At 67.7% G+C, this 25,567-nt stretch carries 23 protein-coding genes; 6 read left to right on the top strand and 17 right to left on the bottom strand.

The window, feature by feature from the left end; all coding sequences use genetic code 11:
• Positions 1-45 precede the first annotated feature (45 nt).
• From BMX36_RS16205 to BMX36_RS16195, 3 genes are read right to left on the bottom strand one after another with little or no spacing between them, the layout of a single operon-like run.
• Positions 46-1,452: a DUF2254 domain-containing protein gene (locus BMX36_RS16205; RefSeq protein ID WP_093067119.1), complete on the bottom strand. Its 1,407-nt coding sequence runs from the start codon at positions 1,450-1,452 to the stop codon at positions 46-48.
• The gene (locus BMX36_RS16200) at positions 1,449-2,720 is read right to left on the bottom strand and encodes a cation:proton antiporter (RefSeq protein ID WP_093067117.1); all 1,272 of its coding nucleotides are present in this window, start codon (positions 2,718-2,720) and stop codon (positions 1,449-1,451) included. The genes BMX36_RS16205 and BMX36_RS16200 overlap by 4 nt, the downstream gene beginning before the upstream one ends.
• Positions 2,721-2,733: 13 nt before the next feature.
• A complete protein-coding gene (locus BMX36_RS16195; RefSeq protein WP_093067115.1) occupies positions 2,734-3,714 on the bottom strand; it encodes a mechanosensitive ion channel family protein in 981 nt (326 codons plus the stop codon).
• 361 nt (positions 3,715-4,075) lie between these two features.
• On the opposite strand from BMX36_RS16195, the gene BMX36_RS16190 reads away from it, so the two are divergent.
• On the top strand, positions 4,076-5,374 hold the full coding sequence (locus tag BMX36_RS16190; protein WP_177179187.1) for a class I SAM-dependent methyltransferase: 1,299 nt from the start codon (positions 4,076-4,078) through the stop codon (positions 5,372-5,374).
• Positions 5,375-5,407: 33 nt separating this feature from the next.
• On the opposite strand, the gene BMX36_RS16185 is transcribed toward BMX36_RS16190, so the two are convergent.
• Positions 5,408-6,400, bottom strand: a complete 993-nt coding sequence (locus BMX36_RS16185) for a siderophore ABC transporter substrate-binding protein (protein ID WP_093067111.1) — start codon at positions 6,398-6,400, stop codon at positions 5,408-5,410.
• Positions 6,401-6,415: 15 nt separating this feature from the next.
• Positions 6,416-8,497, bottom strand: a complete 2,082-nt coding sequence (locus BMX36_RS16180; protein ID WP_177179208.1) for a TonB-dependent receptor domain-containing protein — start codon at positions 8,495-8,497, stop codon at positions 6,416-6,418.
• A gap of 296 nt (positions 8,498-8,793) precedes the next feature.
• Between BMX36_RS16180 and BMX36_RS16175 the strand changes: the two genes are divergently transcribed.
• Positions 8,794-11,214: a PAS domain S-box protein gene (locus BMX36_RS16175; protein ID WP_093067107.1), complete on the top strand. Its 2,421-nt coding sequence runs from the start codon at positions 8,794-8,796 to the stop codon at positions 11,212-11,214.
• Positions 11,215-11,217: 3 nt separating this feature from the next.
• On the opposite strand, the gene nagA is transcribed toward BMX36_RS16175, so the two are convergent.
• The 4 genes from nagA to BMX36_RS16155 form a co-directional block, all read right to left on the bottom strand.
• Positions 11,218-12,345, bottom strand: coding sequence for an N-acetylglucosamine-6-phosphate deacetylase (nagA, locus tag BMX36_RS16170; RefSeq protein WP_093067105.1), 1,128 nt, complete (start codon positions 12,343-12,345; stop codon positions 11,218-11,220).
• A complete protein-coding gene (locus BMX36_RS22400; protein ID WP_177179186.1) occupies positions 12,342-14,150 on the bottom strand; it encodes a copper homeostasis protein CutC in 1,809 nt (602 codons plus the stop codon). Before BMX36_RS22400 ends, nagA begins: the two co-directional genes overlap by 4 nt.
• Positions 14,151-14,445: 295 nt before the next feature.
• Positions 14,446-14,694 carry a hypothetical protein gene (locus tag BMX36_RS16160; protein WP_066778202.1) on the bottom strand — a complete coding sequence of 83 codons (249 nt, stop codon included), beginning with the start codon at positions 14,692-14,694 and terminating at the stop codon, positions 14,446-14,448.
• 54 nt (positions 14,695-14,748) lie between these two features.
• A complete protein-coding gene (locus BMX36_RS16155) occupies positions 14,749-14,928 on the bottom strand; it encodes a hypothetical protein (protein WP_066778221.1) in 180 nt (59 codons plus the stop codon).
• A 211-nt stretch (positions 14,929-15,139) separates the two neighbouring features.
• Here BMX36_RS16155 and BMX36_RS16150 point away from each other — a divergent pair, with 211 nt between their 5' ends.
• Together BMX36_RS16150 and BMX36_RS16145 are read left to right on the top strand one after the other, a co-directional pair.
• Positions 15,140-15,358 carry a hypothetical protein gene (locus tag BMX36_RS16150; protein WP_093067101.1) on the top strand — a complete coding sequence of 73 codons (219 nt, stop codon included), beginning with the start codon at positions 15,140-15,142 and terminating at the stop codon, positions 15,356-15,358.
• Positions 15,355-15,657, top strand: a complete 303-nt coding sequence (locus BMX36_RS16145) for an antitoxin Xre/MbcA/ParS toxin-binding domain-containing protein (RefSeq protein WP_143058596.1) — start codon at positions 15,355-15,357, stop codon at positions 15,655-15,657. Before BMX36_RS16150 ends, BMX36_RS16145 begins: the two co-directional genes overlap by 4 nt.
• Before the next feature lie 16 nt (positions 15,658-15,673).
• On the opposite strand, the gene BMX36_RS16140 is transcribed toward BMX36_RS16145, so the two are convergent.
• The 8 genes from BMX36_RS16140 to purT form a co-directional block, all read right to left on the bottom strand.
• The gene (locus BMX36_RS16140; RefSeq protein ID WP_093067097.1) at positions 15,674-16,525 is read right to left on the bottom strand and encodes a phytanoyl-CoA dioxygenase family protein; all 852 of its coding nucleotides are present in this window, start codon (positions 16,523-16,525) and stop codon (positions 15,674-15,676) included.
• Positions 16,522-17,364, bottom strand: coding sequence for a phytanoyl-CoA dioxygenase family protein (locus BMX36_RS16135; RefSeq protein ID WP_218142191.1), 843 nt, complete (start codon positions 17,362-17,364; stop codon positions 16,522-16,524). Before BMX36_RS16135 ends, BMX36_RS16140 begins: the two co-directional genes overlap by 4 nt.
• Before the next feature lie 196 nt (positions 17,365-17,560).
• Complete coding sequence (locus tag BMX36_RS16130; protein WP_143058595.1) at positions 17,561-18,343, bottom strand: VOC family protein; 783 nt, start codon at positions 18,341-18,343, stop codon at positions 17,561-17,563.
• A 5-nt stretch (positions 18,344-18,348) separates the two neighbouring features.
• Complete coding sequence (locus BMX36_RS16125; RefSeq protein WP_093067090.1) at positions 18,349-19,152, bottom strand: enoyl-CoA hydratase/isomerase family protein; 804 nt, start codon at positions 19,150-19,152, stop codon at positions 18,349-18,351.
• On the bottom strand, positions 19,149-19,964 hold the full coding sequence (locus tag BMX36_RS16120) for an enoyl-CoA hydratase-related protein (protein WP_093067088.1): 816 nt from the start codon (positions 19,962-19,964) through the stop codon (positions 19,149-19,151). The genes BMX36_RS16125 and BMX36_RS16120 overlap by 4 nt, the downstream gene beginning before the upstream one ends.
• 696 nt (positions 19,965-20,660) lie before the next feature.
• Entirely contained in the window at positions 20,661-21,149 is a 489-nt protein-coding gene (locus tag BMX36_RS16115; protein WP_093067086.1) for a GNAT family N-acetyltransferase, read from the bottom strand.
• A 91-nt stretch (positions 21,150-21,240) separates the two neighbouring features.
• Complete coding sequence (locus BMX36_RS16110) at positions 21,241-22,824, bottom strand: amidohydrolase (protein ID WP_093067084.1); 1,584 nt, start codon at positions 22,822-22,824, stop codon at positions 21,241-21,243.
• Positions 22,825-22,859: 35 nt separating this feature from the next.
• Positions 22,860-24,032, bottom strand: coding sequence for a formate-dependent phosphoribosylglycinamide formyltransferase (gene purT / locus BMX36_RS16105; RefSeq protein ID WP_093067082.1), 1,173 nt, complete (start codon positions 24,030-24,032; stop codon positions 22,860-22,862).
• 107 nt (positions 24,033-24,139) lie between these two features.
• On the opposite strand from purT, the gene BMX36_RS16100 reads away from it, so the two are divergent.
• Entirely contained in the window at positions 24,140-24,865 is a 726-nt protein-coding gene (locus BMX36_RS16100; RefSeq protein WP_093067080.1) for a haloacid dehalogenase type II, read from the top strand.
• Positions 24,866-24,970: 105 nt separating this feature from the next.
• Complete coding sequence (locus BMX36_RS16095; protein ID WP_093067078.1) at positions 24,971-25,423, top strand: hypothetical protein; 453 nt, start codon at positions 24,971-24,973, stop codon at positions 25,421-25,423.
• Positions 25,424-25,567 lie beyond the last annotated feature (144 nt).

Here is a 25,567-nt window from a genome sequence, read left to right as displayed (position 1 = left end):
CAGCCGCACGCCGGCACCATAGTACCAGGTTGGAGCGCCACGGCATCACGCGGTGCCGCCCAGCCATGCATTGCCGTCGCGCAGCCGGCGCTTGTAATCGGGTTCGGCAAGCGCGCGGAGCAGTTCGTCGGCGCGGGTGAGGACGGCCTCGCGGCTGGCGCCGGACAAGGCGCGCTCGGCAAGATCACGGAATTGCTTGGCCTGCAGCACCAGCGTGGCGATCCGTTCGGGTGCCTCGCAGCTCAGCGCGACATCACCGAGGGCCGCAAGGAAATGCTGGCCGGCGATCTTGTCGGCCGAGGCATATTGCGCGAGCGCCCCGAAGCCGCGCTCGACGAAACCGGCGAACGTCATCGGATGGGCGATGATGCGCAAGACGCCGTCCTCGTCTGCGCGAAGCCGCGACGGCAGGTCGCGCCGGGCAAGGTCCGCCAGCGCTGCGCCGAGCCAGTCGAGGCAGGAATTGGCCGTGAACGGATCGTTGACGCCGGGCGACAGTGCCCGCGCCGCAATCTCCACCAGCTCGTCGATCAGAAAGCGCAGATCCTGCAGCGCGGTGCGGCGCGATCCGATTGCGAAGGCGGTGCGCAGCGCCGCCGTGGCATCCTCGTCCAGCGCCTCGGCCGGCCACGCCTCGACCAGCACGCTGCCGCGATGCGTGAAGTCGCCCGGCTGATATTGCAGGCGCAGGATCAGGTCATTGGCGCGCGCAGTATCGAGCAGCGTTTCCTCGTCGATCAGCTGGATATAGCCATTATCCTTCGCCCGCACCGGCCCACGCCGCTCGATCGCCGCGGGGCTCGCATCGAGGCGAAACGCATCCGGGATGCGATCATCGTCGGCGCTCTCGTCGAGCGGTCGGCCGACGAACACCGGGAAGCGATTGTCGATCTCGGCGAGCAACCGATCACCGATCCGCTCGATCACGCTGTTGATGTGGATCCGGCTGGGGACGTGGTGGATGAAGAAGATCAGGACGGCGATCGAGCACAGCACGAGGATGACGCCGACCAGCACCGCGAGCTGCGGCACGAAGCCCACCTCGCCGACCGTCTCTCCCGGCGAGCGGATCGTGCGCACGACCATCAGCGAATAGATGAAGGTCGCGATGAACGTGCCCAGCGTCACCTGATTGCCGCGATCGGACATGAAGTTGCTGAGCAGCCGCGGGCCATATTGGCCGGAGGCGTAGACCACCGCCGCCATGGTGACCGAGAAGGTGGTACCGGCGACGCCGATCATCGCGCCACCGACCGAGGAGAGCAGACTGCGCGCCCCCTCCGGCCGGGCGGCGTAGAGCCACGGGAAGCGATCCATCCAGTGCGACCCGCTATGGCTGTCGATATATACCATCGTCAGCGCCAGCAGCAGAGCGCCGATCGCCATGATCGTCGGCACGAACCAATAGCTTTCGCGCAGCCGGTCGGCGATGCGCAGCAGGTGCGCCTTCACGACGCGGTTCCGCGGGCGGACAGACGATCGAGCAGGCGCTCGATCGTGCCGCCCTGGATAATGACGGAGAACAGGACGACCACATAGGTCGCGGCGAGGATCAACGCTCGCGCCGGCCCCTCCGGCAGCCCGAGCGCCAGTGCCACCGAGATGCCGCCGCGCAGCCCGCCCCAGATCAAGGTCGCCGGAACCACGACGTCATGGGCGCGGGTCGGCCGGATCGCGCGCAGCGGCAGGATCACCGACAATGCGCGCGCAGCGAGCGCCAGCGGGATGGCCGCGATGCCCAGTATCAGGAGCCGCAGGTCCGCGGGGATCGTCACCACCTCCAGCCCGATCAGCAGGAACAGGACGGTGTTGAGGATGTCGTCGACCAGATCCCAGAATTTGTGCAGGTAATCGCGCGTCGTCTCGCTCATGGCATGCGCCACGCCGGCATTGCCGATGATGAGGCCAGCGACCGCCATGGCTACCGGGCCGCTGGCGTGAAGCGGGTGCGCGACGGCATAGCCGCCCATCACGACTGCCAGGCTGATCAGCACCTCCACCTTGTAATCGTCGATCGAGCGCATCGCGCGAAACGCGATTCCGCCGATGGCAAGCCCGAGCAGGATGCCCCCGCCGGCCTCGACCGCGAACAGCCGGACGCCTTCGAGGATCGAGAAGTCGGCGCCCGACACGGCGGACGCGAGCAGGATCGAGAAGATCACCACGCCAACGCCGTCATTGAACAGGCTTTCGCCCGCCACGGTCGCCTCCAGCGTCGGAGAAACCTTGGCACGTTTCAGCACGCCCATCACCGATACCGGATCGGTCGGGCTGATCAGCGCGCCGAACACGAAGCACCAGATCGCCGGCACGTCGAAGCCGATCACGCGGGCGAGCAGCAGGAAGCCGCCACCGACCAGCACGGTCGATAAAACCACGCCAATCGTGCTGAGGACCAGGATCGCCCAGCGCCCGCGCCGCATTTCATGCCAGTCGACGTGCAGCGCGCCCGCGAAGAGCAGGAACGACAGCATCCCTTCCATCAGCGTGGTGTGGAAATCGATGCCGGCGATGAACCCGGCCACGTCATGCGCCAGCCCCGAACCGGGCAGCACGCGATCCAGCGCGACGACGATCAGCGAGGCGACCGCCCCCATGATCGTCAGCCCGATCGAGGAGGGCAGCTTCAGAAATCGGAAGTTGAGATAGCCGAGCGCGGCGGCGAGCACGATCAGGATCGCGGCCGCGTCGAACGGCGATAGCCTTAAGGCGTTGGTCATCGGGCGCCGCCGTTCATTCGGCGTCGGCGTCAGCATCGGCGCGGGGGCGGGCGGCGAGACGACGCGGACGGGGCGGCTTCGCGCCGGCCGGCCAGCCTTCGCGCTGGCGCTCCCGGTCGCCATCGCTTTCCTCGCTCTGATCGTGGAACAGCATCACCGTGGTCGGGAACGGCAGGTCGATCGCAGCGTCCTTGGCGGCCTGGTAGATCGCCAGGATGACCTTGGCCTGGATGTGGACGACGTTGGTGCGCTTGGAATCGGTCCACCAGCGTGCGCGCAGCGTGACGTAATTGTCGTCGAGCCCCCATGGCAGCACCTCGGGCGCAGGATCCGCCTCGACGCCCTCCACCCCGGCCACCGCTTCCGTGAAGATCCGGCAGGCCTCGGCCGGATCGTCGCCATACCCGATCCCGACGTCGAACTGGCTGCGGCGGTGCTCGAACGCCGTGTTGACCACCACGGGCGAGGTATAGACGTCCGCATTGGGGATGATGACGCGGCGCCCGTCATAGGTCTTGATCAGCGTGGCGCGGCTCTGGATGTGCTCCACCGTGCCTTCGAAATCCTTGACGACGATCTGGTCGCCGCGACGATACGGCCGGTTGATGAGAAGCAGGATTCCGGCAAGCAGGTTCTGCAGGATATCCTTGAACGCGAAGCCGATCGCCACCGTGCCGATGCCGAGGCTGGAGATGATCGTGACCGGTTTCACGCTGGGAAAGACGATCACGGCCGCGACCATCACCGCGGCGGCGACGACCAGACCGAACACCAGCGAGGCGAGCACGCCGCCGAGGTCCACCAGCCCCTTGTGGCGGAAGGCCTTGCGCACCCCCCGCGCGATCAGCTTGCCCGCGAACCAGCCGATCACGATGAAAACCAAGCCGCCCAGGATATTTGGCAGCTGCAGGAAGAAATCGTTGGCGAAGATGTGGAGTTTGGCGGTGATCAGATCGACCGGGTTCTTCACCGGCGGCGGGGTGACGGGCTGCATGGCAAGCGAACGGGCCGATCTGGCGCCGGTTCCGGCGAGGGTGGCGCGACGCGATATTGGCCGCCCGATCGGGTGACGTGCTCCGTCGGCGGTGCGCCGCATTCAGGGGCAGGAGCGGCGTGCGGGCAGAGCCCTTCATGATCCCGCCGAACGGGGGGCTCCTGTTTCTTTGTCGATCTGTGTCTCTTTGGCCGAGCCCCTTGCAACCATGGCGCATCGGCAACTATTGAGAGCCATTCGCAGCTGGGGCGGTGCGATCAAGCCTTTCGACGTCGATCTATCGGCGGTGGACCGCGACGCCGGGGGACAATCTGTTGCACGACCATCGTCACATGGTGAACACCTCAAGGCAGAGGCGGGCATGAGCTGGACGGCCGGCTATGTCACCGACACCCGTTACCCGGCGTTCTTCTACAAGGAGATGCAGCCGCTCTGGCTCGCAACCGTGGCACGCTTCCTGGGCATGACGCCGCCGGATGTGGACGGGGCCTTCTCGCTGTGCGAGCTGGGATGCGGGCAGGGGATCAACCTGCTGGTGGCCGCCGCGTGCCATCCGCAGGCACGCTTCGTCGGTGTCGACTTCAACGCGGCGCACCTTGACGCCGCTCGTGACGCGGCCGCGGCGAGCGGGATCGCCAACGTCGCGTTCGTCCATGCCGACTTCGCGTCCTTCGCCGCGCGCGACCAGCAACGCTTCGACTTCGTCACCTGCCACGGCGTGTGGTCCTGGGTCGCACCCGAGCAGCAAGCGCGCATTCTCGACATTGCCTCGCGCAGCCTCGCGGCAGGGGGCCTGCTCTATCTGCATTACATGTGCCATCCCGGCTCGACCGAGCTGGCGCCCTTTCAACACATGCTCAACCTGTGCGCCCATCACATGCCCGGCGGCTCGGTGCGCAAGGTGCAGACCGGGATGAAGCTGCTCGAGACGATGGTGGAACATGGCGCCTTTGCCGATCAGCCGGCGATGCGCCGCCACTTCACCAACATGATGCGGCGCGATCCCGCCGACCTTGCCCATGAGTTCCTGACCGACCATTGGCGGCCGGAGCATTGCGCGGACCTGCACCAGCGGGTCGGCGCGGCGGGGCTGGCCTATGTCGGCAGCGCCGATGTCTTCAACAATCTCGACCTGTCGATGTCGATCCCCGCGCGCATGCAGCCGCTGATCCGGCGGACCGCCGTGCCTGCGCTCGCCGAGGCGCTGAAGGATATCGCCCGCAACGCGCATCAGCGCATGGACCTGTTCCAGAAGCATCCGCGTCGGGCGGATTCGGCCGCCATCATGGCCGCGCTGGAGGCGATCCGCGTCACCGCGCTGCCGGGCGCACCGCTTCGCGGCCCGGTGACCTTTGCAACGCCGATCGGCCCGGTTATCGGCCCGGAGGCGATCTTCACGCCCCTGCTGGAGCGGCTCGCAACGGGCCCGGCGAGCGGCGCGGAGCTGATGCGGCTCCCGGTGTTCTCAAGCGACCCCAACGCGCTGCTTCAGGCGATCCAGTTGCTGATGATGCAGCAAATGGCCCACCCGGTCCTCAATGTCGCCGCGGCCGCCCGGGAGCGGATCGACAGCCTGGAGCGATGCCTTGCCGAGCGCGGCATCGCGCTTCGCCTGATCGCGAACGCGGGCACCGCCGTACCCGGTGCGCAGGCGGGGTGATCCCCGCCTGCGCCGCGCGTCAATTTGCGGCGTTCAACGGGCGGCGGTGAGGGCCTCCAGCGTATCGTCGGCGCTCTTGGACAGGGCAGTGATCCCCGGCCCGACGAGGTACCAGCTCTTCGGATCAAGGTAGATCACCCGCCCGGCCTTCCATGCGGCGCTGGCCGCGATGCGCGGATCGGCGGCGAGCCGCTGCGCGATCGGGCTGGGCGGGGCGCCGGTCGCCGCTGCGCGATCGAGAACGATCAGCCATGTCGGATCGCTTGCCAGGCCCGCCTGGAGCGCCGCATCGCGTGCGCGCGCCGCTGCCTCGGCCTCCGGCGAGCCTGCCTCCGGTCGCAGACCGGCCGCGGTCGGGGCGGCTGGCGCGACCGCCGGACGGATGCCGATGAAGTCGTAAGCCGTCCCGAAACGGTCGCCGGGCGCGTGAACCATGGCGCCGCCGCCGGCAACGAACAGGACGAGCCCGGTGCCCGCCCCCTTCGCCCGCGCATGCAGCGCCGAAAGCTTCGCCTCGAACTCGGCGATGCGCGTCGCGGCGCGATCCTCCACGCCGAAGATCCGGCCAAGCGTCCGCGTGTTCTCGATCGCCGTGGTCGCGAGGCTCTTTTGCGACGGTGACAGGTCGATGGTGGGCGCGATCGCCTGCATCTCCGCATATTTGCGCGCAGACCGGCCACCGACGACGATCAGGTCGGGCTTCAGCGCGGTGAGCGCCGCCGTGTCGGGCTCGAACAACGTGCCGACATTCTGGTATGACGCATCCGCATAGCGCGCGATGTGCGGTGGGAAATTGCCCTTGCCCCCCGCGCCCTTCGGCACGCCGGCGACCGCATCGACGCCAAGCGCCGTGAGGTTGTCGAGCGTGGCAAGGTCGAACACGGCGACACGGCGCGGTGTGCTTGCCAGAACGGTTTCGCCCTTTGCGTGCGGGACGGTGACGCCTTGCGCCAGGGCCGGTGTGGTCAGGCCATTGAAGGCGAGCGCGATGGCGGCTGCTGCCGCGAACCTGCTTCGTGATGTCATGATGTTGCTTCCCCCTTAGAACCGAAAGTTGACCGAGGCGCTGAAGCGGCGTCCGTCGAGCACATAGGCAAAGCCGTCCTCGGGCGTGACCTGCTTGTTGGTGAGATTGTAGACGCCGGCGTTCAGGACGATCTGCCGCGTCAGATCATATCCAAGACCCAGATTGTAGAAGGTGTAGGCCGGATACCGGAAGTCATTGGTGCCCGAGCCGCTGGAGTTCACCGTCCGTCCCGATGTTCGGCCGCGATGGTTCAGCTGGCCCCAGAAGCGCAGCGCGCGTGTCGCCGACCAGTCGAGCGATGCGTTGAACATGTGTTCGGGGATGTCGTTCAGCGGCTTGCCCGCATTCACGCCGGAGGTCTGCTCCGTCTGCGCATAGGTATAGCTGTGGCGGTAGCGAAGCGAGGGCACCAGCTTCCAGTCCACCGTCCACTCGACACCCTTCAGCTCCGCGGTGTCGACGTTGATGTAGGAGGTGTAGCCGAACTGATGGGCGGGATAGGTCGTGCCCATATATTCACAGATGGTGTTCTGCGCGCAGATCCGGCCGGTTCGCAGCAGCTTGTCCTTGAAGTCGCTCTTATAGGCGGTCAGGCTGGTTGAAAGGCCAAGGTCAGGGTTCACGTACGCGGCGGCGATCTCGTAATTGGTCGTGATCTCGGGCTTGAGGTCCGGGTTGCCGATGATCACCCCGCCCATCGAGGTCGATCCGAAATCGGTTGCCGCCATGCGCAGGCTCGGCACCTTGTAGCCGCGCGTCACCCCGCCTTTCAGCGTCAGCGTCTCCGTCAGGTTGACCACGGCATAGGCCTTTGGACTGAAACGCGTGCCGAAATCGTCGCTGTGGTCGACGCGCCCGCTGAGCAGCAGCGAAAGATCGTCGATGATCTCCCAATTGTCCTCCAGGAACGCTGCATATTGTTTGCGATCCATCGTCACGATGTCGGTGGGGACGACGAAGCCCGGCAGGTTCAGGCCGTTGGTGGCGCCGTCCTGCAGCTTCTCGTGGAAGAAATTGACGCCGCCCACGACCTTGTGGTTGGCAATCGATGCCGCGACCTGGCTGTTCGCCACCAGTGTATCGAACTCGATGCCGTTTCCGGTCGTCGCGTTGATCCGCGTCGGGTTCGAAGAGGTGTCGTAAGTGACGTAGCTGCTCCACACCGCCGCGCCATACTGGCCCTCATGCGTCAGGAAGTAATTGTCCCGCAGCGTCTTGCTGTAGGTACGCGCGGCGGTCGGCGCGAGGCTGCGGCCGGGGCGGGCGGTCCGTTCCTGAATGGTGTGGCCGATGCCGGCGGTGAAGGTGTTGGCATCATCCAGGCGGAAGCCGAGCTTGCCCGCGATGTTGCGGCGCTCGAAATCGGGATCCGCGGCAGCTGAATCGCCGCCGCCGACGAAGTCGGCCTCCTGCTGCAATCGCAGGCCGCCCGTGACCTGAAGCGAGAGGCGGTCGCGCAGGATCGGCACGTTCAGGGCGAAGCTGCCGTTGAAGCCATCCTTGGTGACATCATTGCCCGGTCCGGCCGCGATATATTCGGCGGTCGCGCTGCCGCCGAAATCGTTCAGCACCTTTTTGGTGATGATGTTGATGACGCCGCCGATCGCGTCCGACCCGTACAGCGACGACGCTGGCCCGCGGATCACCTCGATCCGCTCGATCGTGTCGAGCGGCGGCAGGAAGTTGATCGGCGTGCCGGCCTGCTGTCCATTGAGCCCGAAGGCCTGATTGTCCTGAACGCGCTTCCCGTCGATCAGGAACAGCGTGTAATCCGAGCTCATGCCGCGGATCATGATCGACTGTTCGACGCCGCCGCCCTGGATGTGGACGCCCGGGATATTCGCCAGCACATCGGTAATGTCGGTGTAGGAACGCTGCCGGATCTCCTTTTCGGTGATGACCGACACCGTCGCGGGCGCCTCGCGGACATTCAGCTCATAGCCGGTCGCCGTGACGACGATGTCCGCCGGAATGTCCTTGTCCCCGGCGTTCGACGCGGCCTTGATATCCTTCTGCTGCGCGGCGCTGGCCTGCTGCGGCATCACGACGGTGAGCGACAGCGCCGTCGTGGCATATAGGATGGTGTTCAACTTCATCATTTCCCCCCGGTGCGGGCACAGCCGTGCAGCCGCGACCGTTGGCCGGGTATGACGACGCCCCCTTGCATGCTTTGATACGCCCGGCAGACATTCGGCGAATGCCTGCTAATGAGAACTGATCGCAGCCGTTATCTGTGGCGCGTGCCGCGCACAACGATCACGCCTGAATTTCCGCTATTCGTTTTTGACGCCTTGATCGTACAGGCTGGTCAGGGAACGGAGGTGGCCGCCCGCTGCTATCGAGCGCCCCGCCACCAATCGCCGCGCTGATGCGTTCCTGGTCCTGAGTTTCAATGAACGAGGCAGTTTTGGCCGAAGCTGACACGGATGCGTTTCAGACCAGCCTGCTTGCCGGTGGCGCGTGCGGGCGGATGATCGCGTCGCGGGACTGGTCCGTGACGCCGCTGGGGCCGATCCGCGCCTGGCCCGCCAGCCTGCGCACCGCCACCTCCATCCTGCTGCGCGCCGCCGTGCCGATGGTGATGCTGTGGAGCGAGGAAGGCATCATGCTGTATAACGACAGCTATTCGCTGTTCGCCGGGCAGCGCCATCCCGAGCTGATGGGCGCCCGCGTGCGCGAAGGCTGGCTGGAGGTGGCCGACTTCAACGATCATGTGATGAAGGTCGGGCTGGCGGGCGGGACGCTGCGTTATCGTGATCAGCAGCTGACCCTGTATCGCAACGGCGTGTCCGAGCCGGTGTGGATGGACCTGGATTATTCCCCGGTGCTGGACGAGACCGGCCAACCCGCCGGCGTCCTGTGCATCCTGGCCGAAACGACCGAGCGGGTGCGCGCCGAGCAAGGCTTGCGCGACAGCGAAATGCGGTTCCGCCTGATGGCCGATGCCGTGCCGCAGATCACCTGGATCACCGATGCGGACGGGCAGGCGGAATTCTTCAACAAACATTGGTGGGACTATACCGGCGCAGCCCATGCGCCGACCAACGCAGCCAAGGTGTCGGCGGATCACCTGCACCCGGATGACGTGGCAGGCACCATGGCCGCGTTCAACGAGGCGCGGCGCACCGGCACCACCTTCCAGACCGAGCACCGCATCCGATCGGCGGCGGGCGAATATCGCTGGTTCCTGGTCCGCGCGGAGCCGTATCGCGATCCGCAGACGGGGGAGATCGTGCGCTGGTTCGGCGCCTCGGTCGACATCAACGACCGAAAGGCGGCGGAGCAGGCGCTGACCGCGCTGAACGCGGAGCTGGAGGATCAGGTGATCCAGCGCTCGCGCGAGCGTGGCCTGGTGTGGCAGCACAGCATCGACCTGTTGTCCGTGGTGGACCTCGAAACGGCGGTGTTCGATGCGGTGAACCCGGCCTGGCACAAGGCGCTCGGCTGGCCGATCGCGGAGATTGAGGGCCGGCCCTTCTTCGATTTCGTTCACCCCGATGATGGCGATGAAACGCGCGATGCCTTTCGGAACCTGCAGCAGGGCAATGCCGTGCTCCATTTCGAGAACCGGTATCGCACCCGGCAGGGCCGGTGGCGGTGGCTGTCCTGGGTCGCAGTGCCCGAGGGCGGCAAGCTGTATTGCGTGACCCGCGACGTGACGGCCGAGCGGGAGCGGCGGCACGAGCTGGCGACCGCGCAGGAGGCGCTTCGCCAGGCGCAGAAGATGGAGGCCATGGGCCAGCTGACCGGCGGCGTGGCGCATGATTTCAACAATCTGCTCGCCCCCATCGTCGGTTCGCTGGATCTGCTGCAGCGTCGCGGCATCGGCACGGAGCGTGAGCAGCGGCTGATCGCCGGCGCGATCCAGTCCGCCGACCATGCCAAGACATTGGTGCAGCGCTTGCTCGCCTTTGCCCGCCGCCAGCCGTTGCAGGCGGTGGCGGTGGACGTGGTGGAGCTGGTTTCGGGCATGGGCGATCTGGTGGCGAGCACCACCGGTCCGAACATCAAGGTGGTGGTGGATGCCGAGCCGGACGTGCCGGCCGCCGAATGCGATGCGAACCAGCTTGAAATGGCGCTGCTGAACCTCGCCGTGAATGCGCGTGACGCCATGCCCGATGGCGGCACGTTGCGCATCGCGGCGACGGCGGAGGCGGTTCGCGCCGGCCACCGCGCCAAGCTGCCGCCGGGCCATTATGTGCGCCTGTCTGTCGCCGACACCGGCAGCGGCATGGATGCGGCGACGCTGGCCCGCGCGGTGGAGCCGTTCTTTTCCACCAAGGGCGTGGGGAAGGGCACCGGGCTGGGTCTGTCCATGGTTCATGGGCTCGCGTCGCAGCTGGGCGGGGCGCTGACGATCCAGAGCCGGCCCAGGCGGGGCACCAACGTCGAACTGTGGCTGCCGCGCAGCGCGGCGCCGCCGCGGCGGGTGGAAGCGGCCCGGCCCGACGTGCCGGCGCGCCCCGCGGGCGGGCAGGTGCTGCTGGTGGACGATGAGGAAGCGGTGCGGATCACCACCGCGGACATGCTGGTCGACCTTGGCTATCGCGTCACCGAGGCCGCGTCCGGCGAGGAGGCGCTGCAACGGATCAGCCGTGGCGAGCCGTTCGACCTGATGGTGACGGACCACCTGATGCCCGGCCTGACCGGCGCGGAGCTGGCCCGCGCGGCGCGGCGGCAGCGGCCGGGCATGGCGGTGCTGCTGGTGTCGGGCTTTGCCGAGCGCGAGGACGTCGGCCCGGACCTGCTTCGCCTGACCAAGCCGTTCCGCAAGGACGAACTGGCGGCGAGCCTGGCGCAGCTGTCGGCGTGAACCCTAGTTGCCGTACACGCGGGTGCCGGCGATCCACGTGCCGCGCGGGTTCAGATCCGGATCGAGCCAGGCAAGATCCGCGCGCGCGCCGGGACGCAGCGTGCCGCGATCGGCCAAAGACAGGAAGGCGGCGGGCGCGGTGGCGGCCATGCCGGCCGCGTCGGCCACGTTCAGCCCCAGCATCGTCACCGCATTGCGCACCGCCGTCGCCATATCCAGCGCGGAGCCGGCAAGCGTGCCATTCTCCTCCACGCAGGCGCCGTCCTCCACGCGGATCGTCTTGCCCTGCAATTCGAAGCTGGTCGCATCGGTGCCGACCGGCGACATGGCATCGGTGACGAGCATGAAGCGATCGTGCGGGCGGGCGGCCAGGGCGATGCGCAGGGCGGCCGGCGCGACATGGTGCCCGTCCACGATCAGGCCGGCATAGATCCGCTGGTTCTCTATCGCGGCGCCCACCACGCCCGGCTCGCGGTGGTGCAGCGGCGACATGGCGTTGAACAGATGGGTGACGCCGGTCGCCCCGGCCGCGAACGCGCGAACGGCGGTGGCATAATCCGCATCGCTGTGCCCCACGGCAACGATCACCCCGGCGGCGACCAGCGCGGCGATATCGTCGGGCGTGCCCATTTCGGGCGCCAGCGTCACCAGCGTGCGGCCGTGCTTCAGGCTGCCGAGCAGCGCGATCGCCGCCGCATCGAGCTGGCGGAAGCGGGCGGGATCGTGCGTGCCCTTGCGCGCCGGATTGAGGAACGGCCCTTCGATGTGGATGCCCACGACGCCCGGCACGCCCTCCTCGATCGCCTGTTCGGTGGCGCGCATCGCCATTTCCACGCGGTCCAGCGTGTCCGAGATCAGCGTCGGCAGAAAGGCGGTGGTGCCGAAGCGGGCGTGCGCCGCGCCGATGCGGCGGATCGTCTCCACGCCCGGATCGTCGTTGAACAGGACGCCGCCGCCGCCGTTCACCTGCGTATCGATGAAGCCGGGGAGCAGCCATCCGCCGGCGAGATCGATGCGGGTCGCGCCCGAGGGTGCGTGCTCCGCGATCAGCCCGTCCGCCACGCACAGCTGCCCGGCGATCGCACCATCGCCGGTAAGGATCCTGCCGTTGTCGAAGATGATGCCGGTCATCGCGTTTCCGTCACCTTCTTTAGGTGCGGGGGCGCATCGGGATCAATGCCGCGCGCGACGGCAAGGTCATTCGCCAGGCGATAGAAGCTCTGGAGCATCAGGATCGGCTCCAGCGCGGGCGCGGCGGCGATCGCGGGCAGGTTGCCGCCCGCCGCCCATTCGCCGGCGGCATCGGCCAGCATCACTTGCGCGCCGCGCTCGGCGAACTGCACCGCTGCGCTGCGAACCCCATCGCCGGACACGTCGGACGTGGCGAAGGCGAGCACCGGAAAGCCGCGCCCGACGATCGCCATCGGGCCGTGCCGGACCTCCGCGGCGGAAAAGGCCTCCGCATGAAGGCCGCAGGTTTCCTTGAACTTGAGCGCGGCCTCCTGCGCGATGCCAAAGCCATAGCCGCGGCCGAGCACGAACAGGTTGCGCGCGCCGAGCAGGGGCAGGTGCGCCGCGTGCCAGTCAAGCGCAAAGGCGCGCGTCATCGCCTCCGGCAAGGCGGCGAGGCGGGCCTGCAGCCCATCGTCGCCCGACCAGGCGGCGGCCAGCGACGCCTGCGCCGCAAGCGCCGCGATGCAGGATTTGGTTGCCGCGACCGACCGCTCGGGCCCGGCGCACAGCGGCAGCACCTCGTCCGCCGCATGGGCGAGCGGCGAGCCTTCGTCATTGACCAAAGCGACGACAAAGGCGCCGGCGGACTTATAGGCGGCGACGCTGGCGAGCAGGTCGGGGCTCTGGCCGGATTGCGAGATCGCGAGGCACAAGGCGCCCCGGGCGCGAAGCGGCGCGCCGAAGATCGAGGACACCGATGGCGCGGCCGAGGAGACGGGGATGCCCGTCATCGTCTCGAACAGATATTTGCCATAGGTTGCGGCGTGATCGGACGAGCCGCGCGCGCAGGTGACGATGAAGGGCGGCGGGCGATCGCGCAGCCGGGCGGCGATGCGCGCGATCACGGCCTGGGTGCGACCCACCAGTCGCGCGACCACGTCCGGTGCTTCTGCCGCTTCGGCATGCATCAGCGTGGCTGCGGGATCCCGCGGGAGCGCGCCTTCCGCTGCGGCCGGGGCCGAGGTGACGGAAGCGGGGGCAGGGCGGCCTAGCGCGGTGCGCATGGCGGCCACCTCCGCCTCGTCCGTGACCCGCGCCAGTTCGGAATCGAAGCCGAACTCGATGGCGCGGGGCGAGGCGTTGCGGATCGGGCGGGAGCAGGAGGCGTGAACGGCGCGCACCCCGGTCGCGGCCACCAGCGAGGCGACATTGCCCGGATGGATCCCGCTCGCGGCGATGATCTCCACCCGCTCCCCGGCCAGCCATTGCATCGCCTTGATCGTCGCCACGCCCTCCTTCGCGACACGCGCCCCCCCGGCGGTCGCGATGGTGGCGATGCCGAGATCGGCGGCGGCCGTCACCGCCACGGCGGGATCGGGCAGCAGATCGACCGCGCGGTGCAATCCCACCTCCAGCCCGGCGGCATGGGCAACCAGCGCCTCGAGCAGCGTCAGGTCCAGCCCGCCCGCCGGCGACAGCGCGCCGATCACCACGCCCTCCAGCCCCGCCGCGCGCGCCGCGTCGATATCGCGAAACATCGCCACCCGCTCGCGCGCGTCATAGATGAAACCGCCTTCGCGCGGGCGGATCAGGGCGCGCACCGGCAGCGGGCATTCCTGCGCCAGCGCCAGCAGCCCGGCCGAGGGGCTGAGGCCGCCCAATGCCAGCGACGAGGCCAGCTGGATGCGATCGGCCCCGCCCTTCATGGCGGCGATCAGCCCCTCCGGGCTGTCGACGCAGATCTCGATCAGAACCTCAGCCATGGATCCAGCCTTTTGCCCGACCCGGTGCGACAGCGATGCAGGCATCCGGGTGACCCATGGCGCTTTTGGATTGCAGCCCCCGGCCAGCGTCGGGGCGGATATAATCCCAGGCGGCGCGGGTCGGCATCAGGAACAGGGTCTGTAATGGCGCATGTGCCTTGGGGCCGGACAAGCGTGAAAAGGAGGCGCCGGCTAGGGGGCCGGCCCGCCAAAGGTCAAACGCTTTGTTGATGCCGGCGCGACGCACCGCCCCGCCCGCGCGACGGGCGCGGCGGAACGCCGGGCGGCGATGGTCTCAGGTGCGCTGCGGCGCGGGAGGCGGCGTGTCGGACGGGGAAGGGGGCGGGGAAGCGGCATCGCGCGATGCGACCAGCACCAGATGCGGACGCTGGCATCGATCCGGCGCGCGCATCGGCTCGGCAAGTTCAGCCAGGACCGCCACCAGCCGGGTGGTCAGCGCATGGGCTTCCTCTGGCGTCAGGAACACCGGGGCGCCGAACCCCAGCCGGACCATCCCGCCGCTTGCGCTCACCTCTATGTCCATCGCGTCCCTTTATCTGAAGGGTCGCCGACCCTGTCTGGTTGAACGGGGTTTCGCTTAACGGGTGTGGCGCGGCTCCGGCCGGGTGGGCACCGCCTCGATCTGGTCGAGCCGCGCCAGCACGTCCTCGAAGCCGGAAATGTCCTCCACCGGGAAGGCGCGCGTGAACCCCGTGCCCAGGACCTCAAGGTCCTTCTGGGTCAACAGTCCCACAGCCACGATCCGGTTGTCAGTCATCGACATTCTAACGTTTGATCGGTGTTAAGGTCCCTCCCGCATGGTAAATTCCGGCGGCTGACGCAAAAATGCCGCACCTCCACCGGGCAGCGGCAGATCTTGCGAAAAGGGTCTCTGACACCCACATAATCAAGACCGCCGGCAGTTCCGATCCGTAGGCGCCGGTGGCTGAGAGACCAAACGTGCTCCCGCTTACGTGTGGAGATGTCCGATGGACCTCAACGAGCTGTTTCAGCGCCACCAGATCTCTCTGGAACGCGCCGCCAATGCCGCCAGCGTGGAAGCGCGCCATGCGCATCTGGAGCTGGCCAATGGCTATGCCCGGCGGATCCAGGAGGCCCAGACGATGGCGCCACAGAAAGTCGCACCTCAGACGATCGCACCGCAACCGGTGCCGCGCCAGTCCGGCGGCGGAGGGATGCGCGCGTGAGCGCGGGTGCGAGCGACGCCGCATCGGCAGCAGAAACGCCCGCCGCGTCCCGGCCGCGCCGCATGTTCAGGCCGGCACGCGTGGCCTCGCGCCTGTCGGGCGATGAAGTGGCGCGCGAGGGACGGATTGTGCGGATCGCCTTTGACCGGCTGGGCTCGGAGGCAGCGCGCCAGTTCCTGAACACGCCCCATGCCGCGCTCGGCGGCCGGCCGCTGGAACTCGCCACCGCTTCCCCCGCCGGCGCCGAGGCTGTGGAACGCGCCATCGCGGCGCTCCCGCGCGCATCGGCCGCGGAATGACCGGGCGCTGCGCCCGTTACGCCGGCGAGGCGCCGTTGACGAGGCCAAGCCCCTCCGCGCGATAGCCCAGCAATATCAGCGCATCCTCGCTGGCGAACTGGCGGATCTCCGGGCGCAGCGACAGGAACCAATTCTCCTGGGTGCGATAGATCGGCCGCGTGTACCAGGCGAACACGCCGGCGCGATGCTGGTCCGTCGTCCGGTTGAACCCGGTCTTGTGCCACACGCGGCTTTCGAAGATCGCGATGGAGCCGGCCGGCGCCTCGATTGGGACGGTGGCGGTGTCGGCCTCGGCGGCGGTCGGCGCGCGGTTCAGGCGGTGGCTGCCGGGCGCGAAGCGCGTCGCGCCGTTCGCCTCCGTGAAATCATCCAGGCACCAGGCGACGTTGAGCCCCTGCGGCTCGGCGGCCCAGGGCTCAGGCACGAAGATCTGGTCGGCGTGGAGGATCATCTCCCCGCCGCCCGGCCCGGTGATGTTGGCCGACAGATTGCCCAGCAGCGCGGGCCAGCCGAGCAGCGCCTTCACATAGGCCACCGCCAGCGGGTGAAACGCCAGATCCTCGAACAAAGGATCGCGGTTCAGCACGTTCCACACGCGCTGATTGCTGTCGTCATGCGCGTAATCGAGCCCGAACTTCTGCTCGCGCCCGCGCGCCCGATCCGACGCGGCGGCGCGATAGAGCGCGTCGCGGGTCTCTTTCAGCGTGTCGCCGGTCAGCACGTCCGGCACGATGGTGAGGCCGTACTCGGCGATATTGGCGAGCCCCTGCGCCAGATCGCGCGTCGGCGGCGGGATCACCGGCGCAAGCTCCGCATGAACGACCGTTTCCGGCAACACCTCGGCATGGAGCGCGGGCACTTTCCTCATGCGCGTGGCTCCTGCTGGTTGATATGTTTCGCCTCGCCCGTGTTGGCGGTGACGCCCAGGCCAAGGAGGTCGAACAGCTCGCCGTCGATCCCTGCCTGCGTTTCGGGCGAGAGCGCCGCATTCCAGTTCACCTGCGGGCGAAGGAATGCCTTGCTGTAATAGCCGAACAGCAAGGCGCGCTCCTCATCCGCGGTGATGTTCGCGCCGGACGTGTGCCACAGCCGCCCGTCCATCGCGACGATCGAGCCTGCCCGCGCCTCGAACGGGCGCAGCCGCGCCTTGGCGTCGGCCGGCACGTCCTGATGCGTGCGCCAGCGATGGCTGCCGGGAATGAACAGGGTTGCGCCGTTCTCGAAGCGCACGTCGGAAAGGCACCAGATGACGTTGATCGCCCAGGCGGCATTCCACGGCTCGGGCACGACGATCGACTGGTCCGAATGAAGCGCCATGGATCGCGCGCCGGGCCGCGCGATATTGGCGGTGAAGTTGGAGATGAGGAACTGCCGCCCCAGCACCGCGCGCACCAGCGCCAGCGCGGCGGGGTGGCGGATCAGGTCGCGAAAGATCGCATCATGTTCCAGCAGGTAGAAGACGCGCACGTTGCTGGCGTTCGGATCCAGCACCGGCATGAAGGTGGCGATGCCCTGCGCCTCGCTGCGGGCGGCGGCGGCGTGGAGCCGGGTGAGCGCGGCGCTGGTGGTTTCAGGGTCGATCACGTCGGGGATGACGCACCAGCCCTCGTCATGCAGCTGCTGCCGGGCCGGTTCGGGAATGCGCACCGCGTCAACGGGCGGGGACGCTGCGGGCGCCGCCGCTGGTGGGCGTAAGGCCGTCGCCATCATCACTCTCCTGCCGCACCGGTCTGTGCCGGTTCGATCGCGGGCGAGGTTCCGCCGAACCTGGCGCCGAGTCAACGGCAGAGTTGCGGTGTAGGGGGTGACGGCTCGTCGCAGGGGGCCATCGTTCCCGCGACACGTAGTTCGACAGGCTCTCCACGAGTGGGGCCGGTTGGCTGCCTGGCGGGTCCTGCCGCGTTCAGGCGGGTGCGAGGGGGCGCACGGGCACGTTGCAGATCACCACGGCGTCGCCGCTGATCGGCACGCCGGCCGCCTCGGCGCGGCGGCGCACCGCATCGGGATCGCTGACGTAAAGCGCGAGCGCCGCGATGCCCGGCGCGGCGCTGCTTGTGGCCGAAACGAAGCGCACGGCGGCGTCATGCAGCAGGTCGATGCGCCAGCCATCCGCCGCCTCGCGTGCTTCTGCGTCGATCATCCGGCCCCAGCGTGCGGCGGTGGCGGCGGGATCGGCGCTGGCGATCGTCACTTCGGCGATGCCCTGCACCGCGCCGGCGTCCGCCGCCTGCCAGTCTGGCCCGGCGGGCTGCCAGAAGCTGTCGGGTCGTCGCCAGTCCGCCACGCCCGGCGCGGCGTCGATCGACACCAGCACCCCATCGAAGTCGCGCGGGTGATAATGGGTCGCCTGATGCTCGGCACCGTCGAGCACGTCGACGATCGCCGCACCTTGCGCCCGCGTCCGCTCGCGATGCGCCAGCGCATCCGCCGCCTGGAAGATCACCATATAACCGGCATCGCCGCCGCGCCGCGCGAGGTAGCGCGCCGCGGACGCCTCCGCGCGCACCGGCTGCACGATCTCCAGGAAATCGCCGCCGGTTCGCAGCACGGTGTTGCGCAGGCCATAATGGATGATTCCGGGATCGTTGTAGCCGGGCGGCAATCCAAAGGCGGCGCGAAGCTCAGCCTCCGCGCGCTCCATGTCGTGCGCGGCAAAGGCGATCTGGCGCAGGCGCAGGTCAGCCACGCCCGTCACCGGCCGGCGTAGCGCGGGGCGCGCTTTTCCACGAAGGCGGCGAAGGCCTCGGCCCGGTCCTCGGTCGCGAACAGCGCATGGTGCCGCTCGCTTTCCACCGCGACATAATCGGCGAGCCCCAATGTTTCCGCCTGAACATAGTGCGATTTCAGCGCCTTGAGCGCGAGCGGCGCGGCCCCGGCGAGCCGCTCCACCAGCGCCTCCAGCTCGGCATCGAACGCTTCCGGCGACCACAGGCGTGACACGAGCCCGATGGCATGCGCCTCCGCCCCGTCGAACTTGCGCGGAAAGAAGGACAGGTCGCGTGCCACGCCCGAGCCGATGATCCGCGGCAGCAGCCAGGGCACCGCCATGTCGCCGGCCACGCCCACGTCGAGAAAGGCCGTGTTGAACCGTGCGCCCGTGTCGCACACCCGGATGTCGCACGCGCAGGCCCAGCCGAAGCCCGCCCCCGCGCAGCCGCCCTGAATCGCGGCGATCGTCACCGCCGGCATTTCGTGCAGCAGCACGGTCGTCTGATAGGGCAGCAGGGAAGGGGGGGCGGGCTCGGCGCGCGGCGCGTCGCCCTTCTCGGCGTCGGCAGCGTTATAGCCCTTCACGTCCGCGCCGGGGCAGAAATCCCGTCCCTCGCCGCGCACCACCAGCACCTGAATGTCGGGCATCGCGGCGACGCGGGCGGCGGCGTCCTGGATCTCCAGCACGGATTCGCCCGTCAGGCTGTTGCGCGCTTCGGGCCGGGCAAAGGTGAGCCGGGCGACGCGGCCCGCCACCGTCAGGCGGATAGTGCGATAGTCGGTCATGGCTGGCTTTCCCCCAGAGGCTGGAAGCGCGGCGGGCGCCGCTCGATGAAGCTGCGCGCGCCCTCGGCGGCGTCGGGATGGGCGAGCGCCGCCTGCATCAACTGCTCGGACTGGACGGAGGCGGCAAGGAAATCCTGCGCCCAATGATCATAGACCTGGCGCTTGATCGTCGCGATCGCGCGCGGCGACACGGTGGCGGCCATGTCATCGACATAGGCGTGGATGGCGCCGAGCAGCGCATCGGGCTCTGCCACCCGATCTGCCAGGCCAAGCCGCAGCGCCTCCTCCGCCCCGACGCGGCGCGAACTCCATAGCAGATCGAGCGCGCGGCTGGTGCCAAGCTGGCGCGGGAGCAGCCAGCTCATGCCATGTTCCGCCACCAGCCCGCGGCGCGAGAAAACGGTGGTGACGCTGGCGTCGGCAGCCATGAAGCGCAGGTCGCACATCATCGACAGGACAAAGCCACCGCCCGCCGCGATGCCGTTCACCGCCGCGATCACCGGCTTGGGCGTGCGCAGCAGAAAGGCGAACAGCGCGGGTCCTTCCGGCCGATGCAGCCCGTCCCCAGCGCCCGTCGCCCCGCCGCTCGCCGCACGTTCCAGCAGCGACACGTCGATCCCGGCGCAAAAGGCGCGGCCAGCGCCCGTCACGACAATGGCGAAGACGCGCGGATCGGCGGCGGCATCGTCCACCGCGCGGCGAAAGGCGAGCAGCATGTCGTAATCAAAGGCGTTCAGCACGTCGGGCCGTTGCAGCCGGATGACGCACAGATTGCCCTCGATCGACGCGGCAAGCGTCTCAATATCGGTCATGGCCGCCTCTCCTGTGCGGTAATGCTATCCGAATGCCGGCGCGGCGCAATATCAGGGTTGATCGGGAGCAACGGCGGGAGGGGGTGGCTAGCGGACCTTCAGGGGCACCGTACGGTAGGGGTTATACTCTGGGTCGCTTTCAAGTAGGCGCCCTCTGACTGTCATGATCAGTGTATCCGGTGACAAGCGACCCCACGCAGTTCGACAATATTCCTCCTTATTCTCATTGATCACGCATAGTTCGGCTCTAGAAGCACTGGACTTTACAGACCATGTTCCGGTTTCTTCCATAGGCGCTCGGCCGCAGTACTGCCTTTGCCATCTACCATCAGAATAGAAGCTCTCCACTGGTGCACATTCACCATAGGAAATGTGTAGGTATAAACTTTTCGGCATAATCACCTTATCGTCTGGTAGTAGCTGCCTGCCAGAAATAGCCTCTCGTAGCATTTTTGCCGAAAGCGGTGCCCGAGCCGGGTCTGCAAGTTTCAAACGCAACACATCGGGAGAGAAGTTCTTCATCTTCGGCGACGCAGAAGCATCGGCTTGTCCCAACGCACTCGCGAGAAGCAGCCGAAGGAGTACGTTCCAATATCTCATTTATAGCCCCTCCAAAGCGCTAGGTCGGCTCAACTTGATGTCCGCAACTGGGCGACAGCTGCCCCTCAATCCGCCGCCGTCGCCGCAATGCCTGGATCAGGGAACGGGCGTCCTTGCCTGCACCAGCCGCTTCGACATGCGATAATTGTGGATCGCTACGCCGCGCCGCTCGAAATCGTTGCGCGCATCGAGCGTGAAGCCGCGGCGTTCGAAGAGGGGGCGGGCGTTCTCGCTTGCTTCCACGTACAGGCTCGCGATTGCGTCGCGGCGCGCCGCTTGTTCCAGCGCATCGAGGATCGCGCCGCCGACGCCGGTGCCGATCACGTCCGGGTGGCAATAAAGGTGATCGATATGCCCGTCGCGCTCCAGATCGCCATAGCCGATCACGCGCCCGGCGGCGTCCTGCGCGACCAGGAAGGTGCGGCCGTGCCCCTGTTCGATGTAGCGATCGGGCGGGGGCGGCGCCGGGCTCCAGGCGTGCAGTTGTTCGGGCGTATAGTACCGGCTGCCCGCGCGGTGCACGGCGGCGTGGAACAAGGCCGCGAGCGCCGGCGCATCGGCGGGACGAAACGGGCGGATCCGCATGTTCAACCTCCCTAGCCCGGTCGCCCGCCGATCGCGGCCGCGTCACGCCTCGCGCGCCGGGCGGCACCCGGCGGGCGGCTGACGGCCATGCTCAGGACGAAGGATAGGCGACCTTGAGCTGTTCCAGATAGCTCGGGTGCTTCGCCGGATCATAATAAAACGGCTTCAGCCTGGGGCGCATACGCTCCATCACTTCGGCATTGAGATGCACTGCCGGCTTATCCGCATCGGTCAGCACGGGATCGTATTTCTGATCCTTGAACTGCACCGTCTGCTGGAAGGTTTTCGCCTCCGTCACCAGTGACGGGGTGGTCATCAGGTCGATGACGGTGGCCGTCACCGCCTTGGCGCCCTGCACCGCGCCCTTGTGCGCGATCGGCGTCGCCATGGCGATGGCGGACAGCACGTTGTGGCCGATCATGCTGGGGATGTTGGAGGGGTAGCGCACGGTGATCGTCGGCACCGTCCACATCACGTCGCCGATATCGTCCGACCCGCCGCCCATCGTCTTTTCGCGATTGTCGGGCGTGGAGAGCGGCTTGACCTCGGTCGACAGCGGCTTCAGCTCGCGGCCGTTCGCCTGCTGCACCGATTTGGCGAAGGCCTGGTCGCCCGCGCTCCATTCAGGCATGCCGACCGCCTTGATGTTCGCCCAGGCGGCCTCGGCCAGCGGCTTGTTGCCGAAATTGGGCGCGGCATAACCCAGCGTGCGCTGCGTCACCGTGGTGCCGGTGCCCATCCCGGCGGCCTTGGCGATGGTGTTGCCCGTGTCGAACAGGGTGCGGACGCTCGCGAAATCTTTGTCGCGGAAATAATACCAGACGCTGGCCTTGTCCGGCACGATATTGGGCTGGCCGCCCCCCTCGGTCACCACATAATGCGACCGTTGGGTCAGCGGCAGATGCTCGCGCCGCATGTTCCAGGCGACGTTCATCAGCTCCACCGCATCAAGCGCGCTGCGCCCTTCCCATGGCATGCCGGCGGAATGCGCGGTCTTGCCATGGAAGGTATATTCGACGGAGACCATGCCGGTGTTGCCAAGATCGCCCCAGCCGGTGCTGAAGTCGCTGGAAACATGGGTGAAGATGCAGGCGTCGACATCCTTGAACAGGCCCGCGCGAACATAATAGGCCTTGGAGCCGAGCAGCTCCTCCGCGATGCCGGGCCACAGCATCAGGCGGCCGGGGATCCGGTTCTTCTCCATCACCTGCTTGGCGGAGATCGCGGCGGCGATCACCAGCGGCATACCCGAATTATGGCCCTCGCCATGGCCCGGCGCGCCTTCCACCTGTGGCTTCAGTGCCGGGGAGCCGGGGATCTGGCTGAGCCCGAGCAGTCCGTCCACGTCGCTGCCAAGCGCGATCAGCGGGCCGCCGCTGCCCCATGTCGCCGTCCAGGCGGTGGGGATGCCGGCGACGCCCTTTTCGATCCGGAAGCCGTTCTTCGCGAGAATGCCGGTCAGATATTCCATGGTCTGGAATTCCTGAAAGCCCGGCTCGGCGAAGCTGTAGACCGAATCCACCATCTCCTGCACCAGCTTCGCCTGACGCTCGACCCCGACGATGGCGTCCGCCTTCAGCCGCGCCTTGGCGGCGTCGTCAGCAGGCGCGGCGATCGCGGAAGGGGCCACCATGGCGGCGATCAGCGCGGTGGCAACAATTCGGCTTGGACGCATCGTTCTTCTCCCCCCAGAAAATCAGCAGTCGAATGTCAGGCCGGGTCGTAGCGCAGGCGCACCCTGGCGGCCGCCTCAGCGGCAACGCGCCGCGCGGCATCCGTGCTCTCGGCCAGCGCCAGCGCCACGCCCATGCGGCGATAAGGCCGGGTGGTCGGCTTGGCGAAGATCCGCACCTCCACCGTGCCGCCGGGCGTCGCCAGCGCGTCGGCGAGGCCTTCATAGCCGACGGTATCGGACGCGCGATCGGCCAGGATCACCGCGGAGGCGGACGGGCCATGGCTGGTGATCGCCGGGATCGGCAGGCCGAGGATCGCGCGGGTGTGAAGGTCGAACTCGGTCAGATCCTGCGAGATCAGCGTCACCATGCCGGTATCGTGCGGGCGCGGCGACAGTTCGGAGAAGATCACCGCGTCATCCTTGACGAAGAATTCGACCCCGAACAGGCCATAGCCGCCCAGATCGTCCACCACCTTGCGCGCCATGTCCTGCGCCGCCGCGATCGCCGTGGCGGACATGGCGGCGGGCTGCCAGCTTTCCTGATAATCGCCGCGTTCCTGCCGGTGGCCGATCGGCGGGCAGAACAGGACGCCCTCGCGCGTTCGCACCGTCAGAAGCGTGATTTCGTAATCGAAATCAACGAATTCCTCGACGATCACGCGCGCCCGGTCGCCGCGCATGTTGGCGACGGCATAATCCCATGCCGGCTCCAGATCGGCCTCGGCACGCACCGTGCTCTGGCCCTTGCCGGAGGAGGACATGACGGGCTTGATCACGCAAGGAAGGCCGGTGTGCGCCGCGCCTTCGCGCACTTGCTCCAGCGTTTCGGCATAAAGGTAGCGCGACGTGCGCAGGCCAAGCTCGACCGCCGCGACCTCGCGGATGCCGTCGCGGTTCATGGTCACCACCGTGGCGCGGGCGGAGGGGACGATGGTGGTGCCGGCGGCTTCGAGTTCGGCGAGCACTTCGGTGCGGATCGCCTCCACCTCGGGGACGACGAAGTCGGGGCGGTGCTTTTCGACGGCGGCGCGCAGCAGGTCGGGATCGAGCATCGAGAAGACCTCGCGCGCGTCGGCAAGCTGCATCGCAGGAGCATTGTCATAGCTGTCACAGGCGGTGACGTGGCAGCCTAACCTCTTGGCGGAAACCACGAATTCGCGCCCGAGCTCGCCCGATCCGAGCAAAAGGATCCTTGCCGTGAACGCCATGTCCGCACCCGTCTGTATCGCAACAAGGACAGGAGTGGCGGGAATGGCGCGGCTTGTCCACGGGGGGCACGCGCACTAGCACTCGGCGAAAAGCGGCGGGAGGATGCATGACCGAAACCCGAAAACCGACGGTGCTGGCATTCGATGTGTTCGGAACGGTGGTGGACTGGCGCAGCAGCATATCGGCGGAAAGCGGCCTGTTTCTGGCGAAGATCGGCCAGCAGCACATCGACGCCGGCCAGTTCACCGACGATTGGCGCAAAAAGTATCTGAGCGGCATGGCGGCTTATGCCAAATCGGGCCGCGACTTCACGATCCTGGACGTGCTTCACCGCGAAATGCTGGACGAGACGCTGCGCGACAAAGGCATCGATCCGGCGACGCTCGACCCCGCGCTGCTGCAGGACTGGACCTTCGCGTGGCGGCGGCTCAAGCCCTGGCCGGATTCGATCGAGGGGCTGACGCGGCTGAAGCGGCGCTTCCCGATCGTGACGCTGTCCAACGGCAATATCGCGCTGATGCTGGAAATGGCGCGGCGCGGCGGGCTGCCCTGGGACGCGATCATGGGGGCGGAAGTGACGCGCGCGTACAAGCCTGATCCACGCGCCTATCTGGGCACCGCGGAAACTCTGGGCCTCGCGCCCGACGAACTGTGCCTCGTCGCGGCGCATCACAGCGACCTGGCGGCGGCGCGCCGCTGCGGGCTGAAGACCGCGTTCATCGCGCGGCCGAAGGAATATGGCGGCCGGCCAGCGCCCGACGCGAAGCTGGCGCAGGACTGGGAATGGTCGGCAGGGAGCCTGACCGAACTGGCGGATCAGCTCGGCTGCTGACACGGTGGGGCGGATTGTCCCGGTGAAAGATTGTTCCGGTGACAGAATGCCCCAGGGACAGAATGTCCAAGTGACAGGGTGGCTCGTTGGCGATACCGCGGGGTCGTGGACGCCATCCGGCACCTTCTGGCGCAACGCCATCTTGCCCTGCTGATCCTGGGTGCGGCGCTGCTGCTGAAGCTGCTGGTGCCGACCGGTTACATGATCGATGCCAGTGGCGGGCAGCTGTCCGTGATCGTCTGCCCGGGCGTGGTGCCGCAAGCGGCGTCGCCCGCCGCCGGCGCGGTGATGCATGGCGCGATGGCCGGGCATCACCAGGCGATGGCGGATCATGAGGCGCCGGGGCAGCATGACGGCTCGGGCCAGCATGGGCAGGTGGAAATGCCCTGCGCCTTCGCCGGCCTGTCCGCCGCCGCGCTGGGCGCGATCGACCCGATCCAGCTTGCCGCGCTGATCGCCTTTGTGCTGGCCATCGGCATGGCGCCGGTGGTGGTGCCGACGGTGGTGCGGTCGGTTCATCTGAGGCCGCCGTTGCGGGGGCCGCCGGCTTTCCTTTGATTTTGGAAGTCTGGTTCGGCTGGTCGAGGGTCGGCCGCCGCGACGCCTTTGTATTTCGTTATGCCGATTTGTTTTGGCTTTCAGGGTGCCGCGCAATCACGCGTCGTTGCGATTGCGGAGCCTTGGATCCCGGCGCAAGGCCGG

The organism is Sphingomonas sp. OV641 (assembly GCF_900109205.1).
Taxonomy (GTDB): domain Bacteria; phylum Pseudomonadota; class Alphaproteobacteria; order Sphingomonadales; family Sphingomonadaceae; genus Sphingomonas.
The sequence above is the reverse complement of the archived record's forward strand: the minus strand, read 5'-3'. Positions and strand labels throughout refer to the sequence as shown.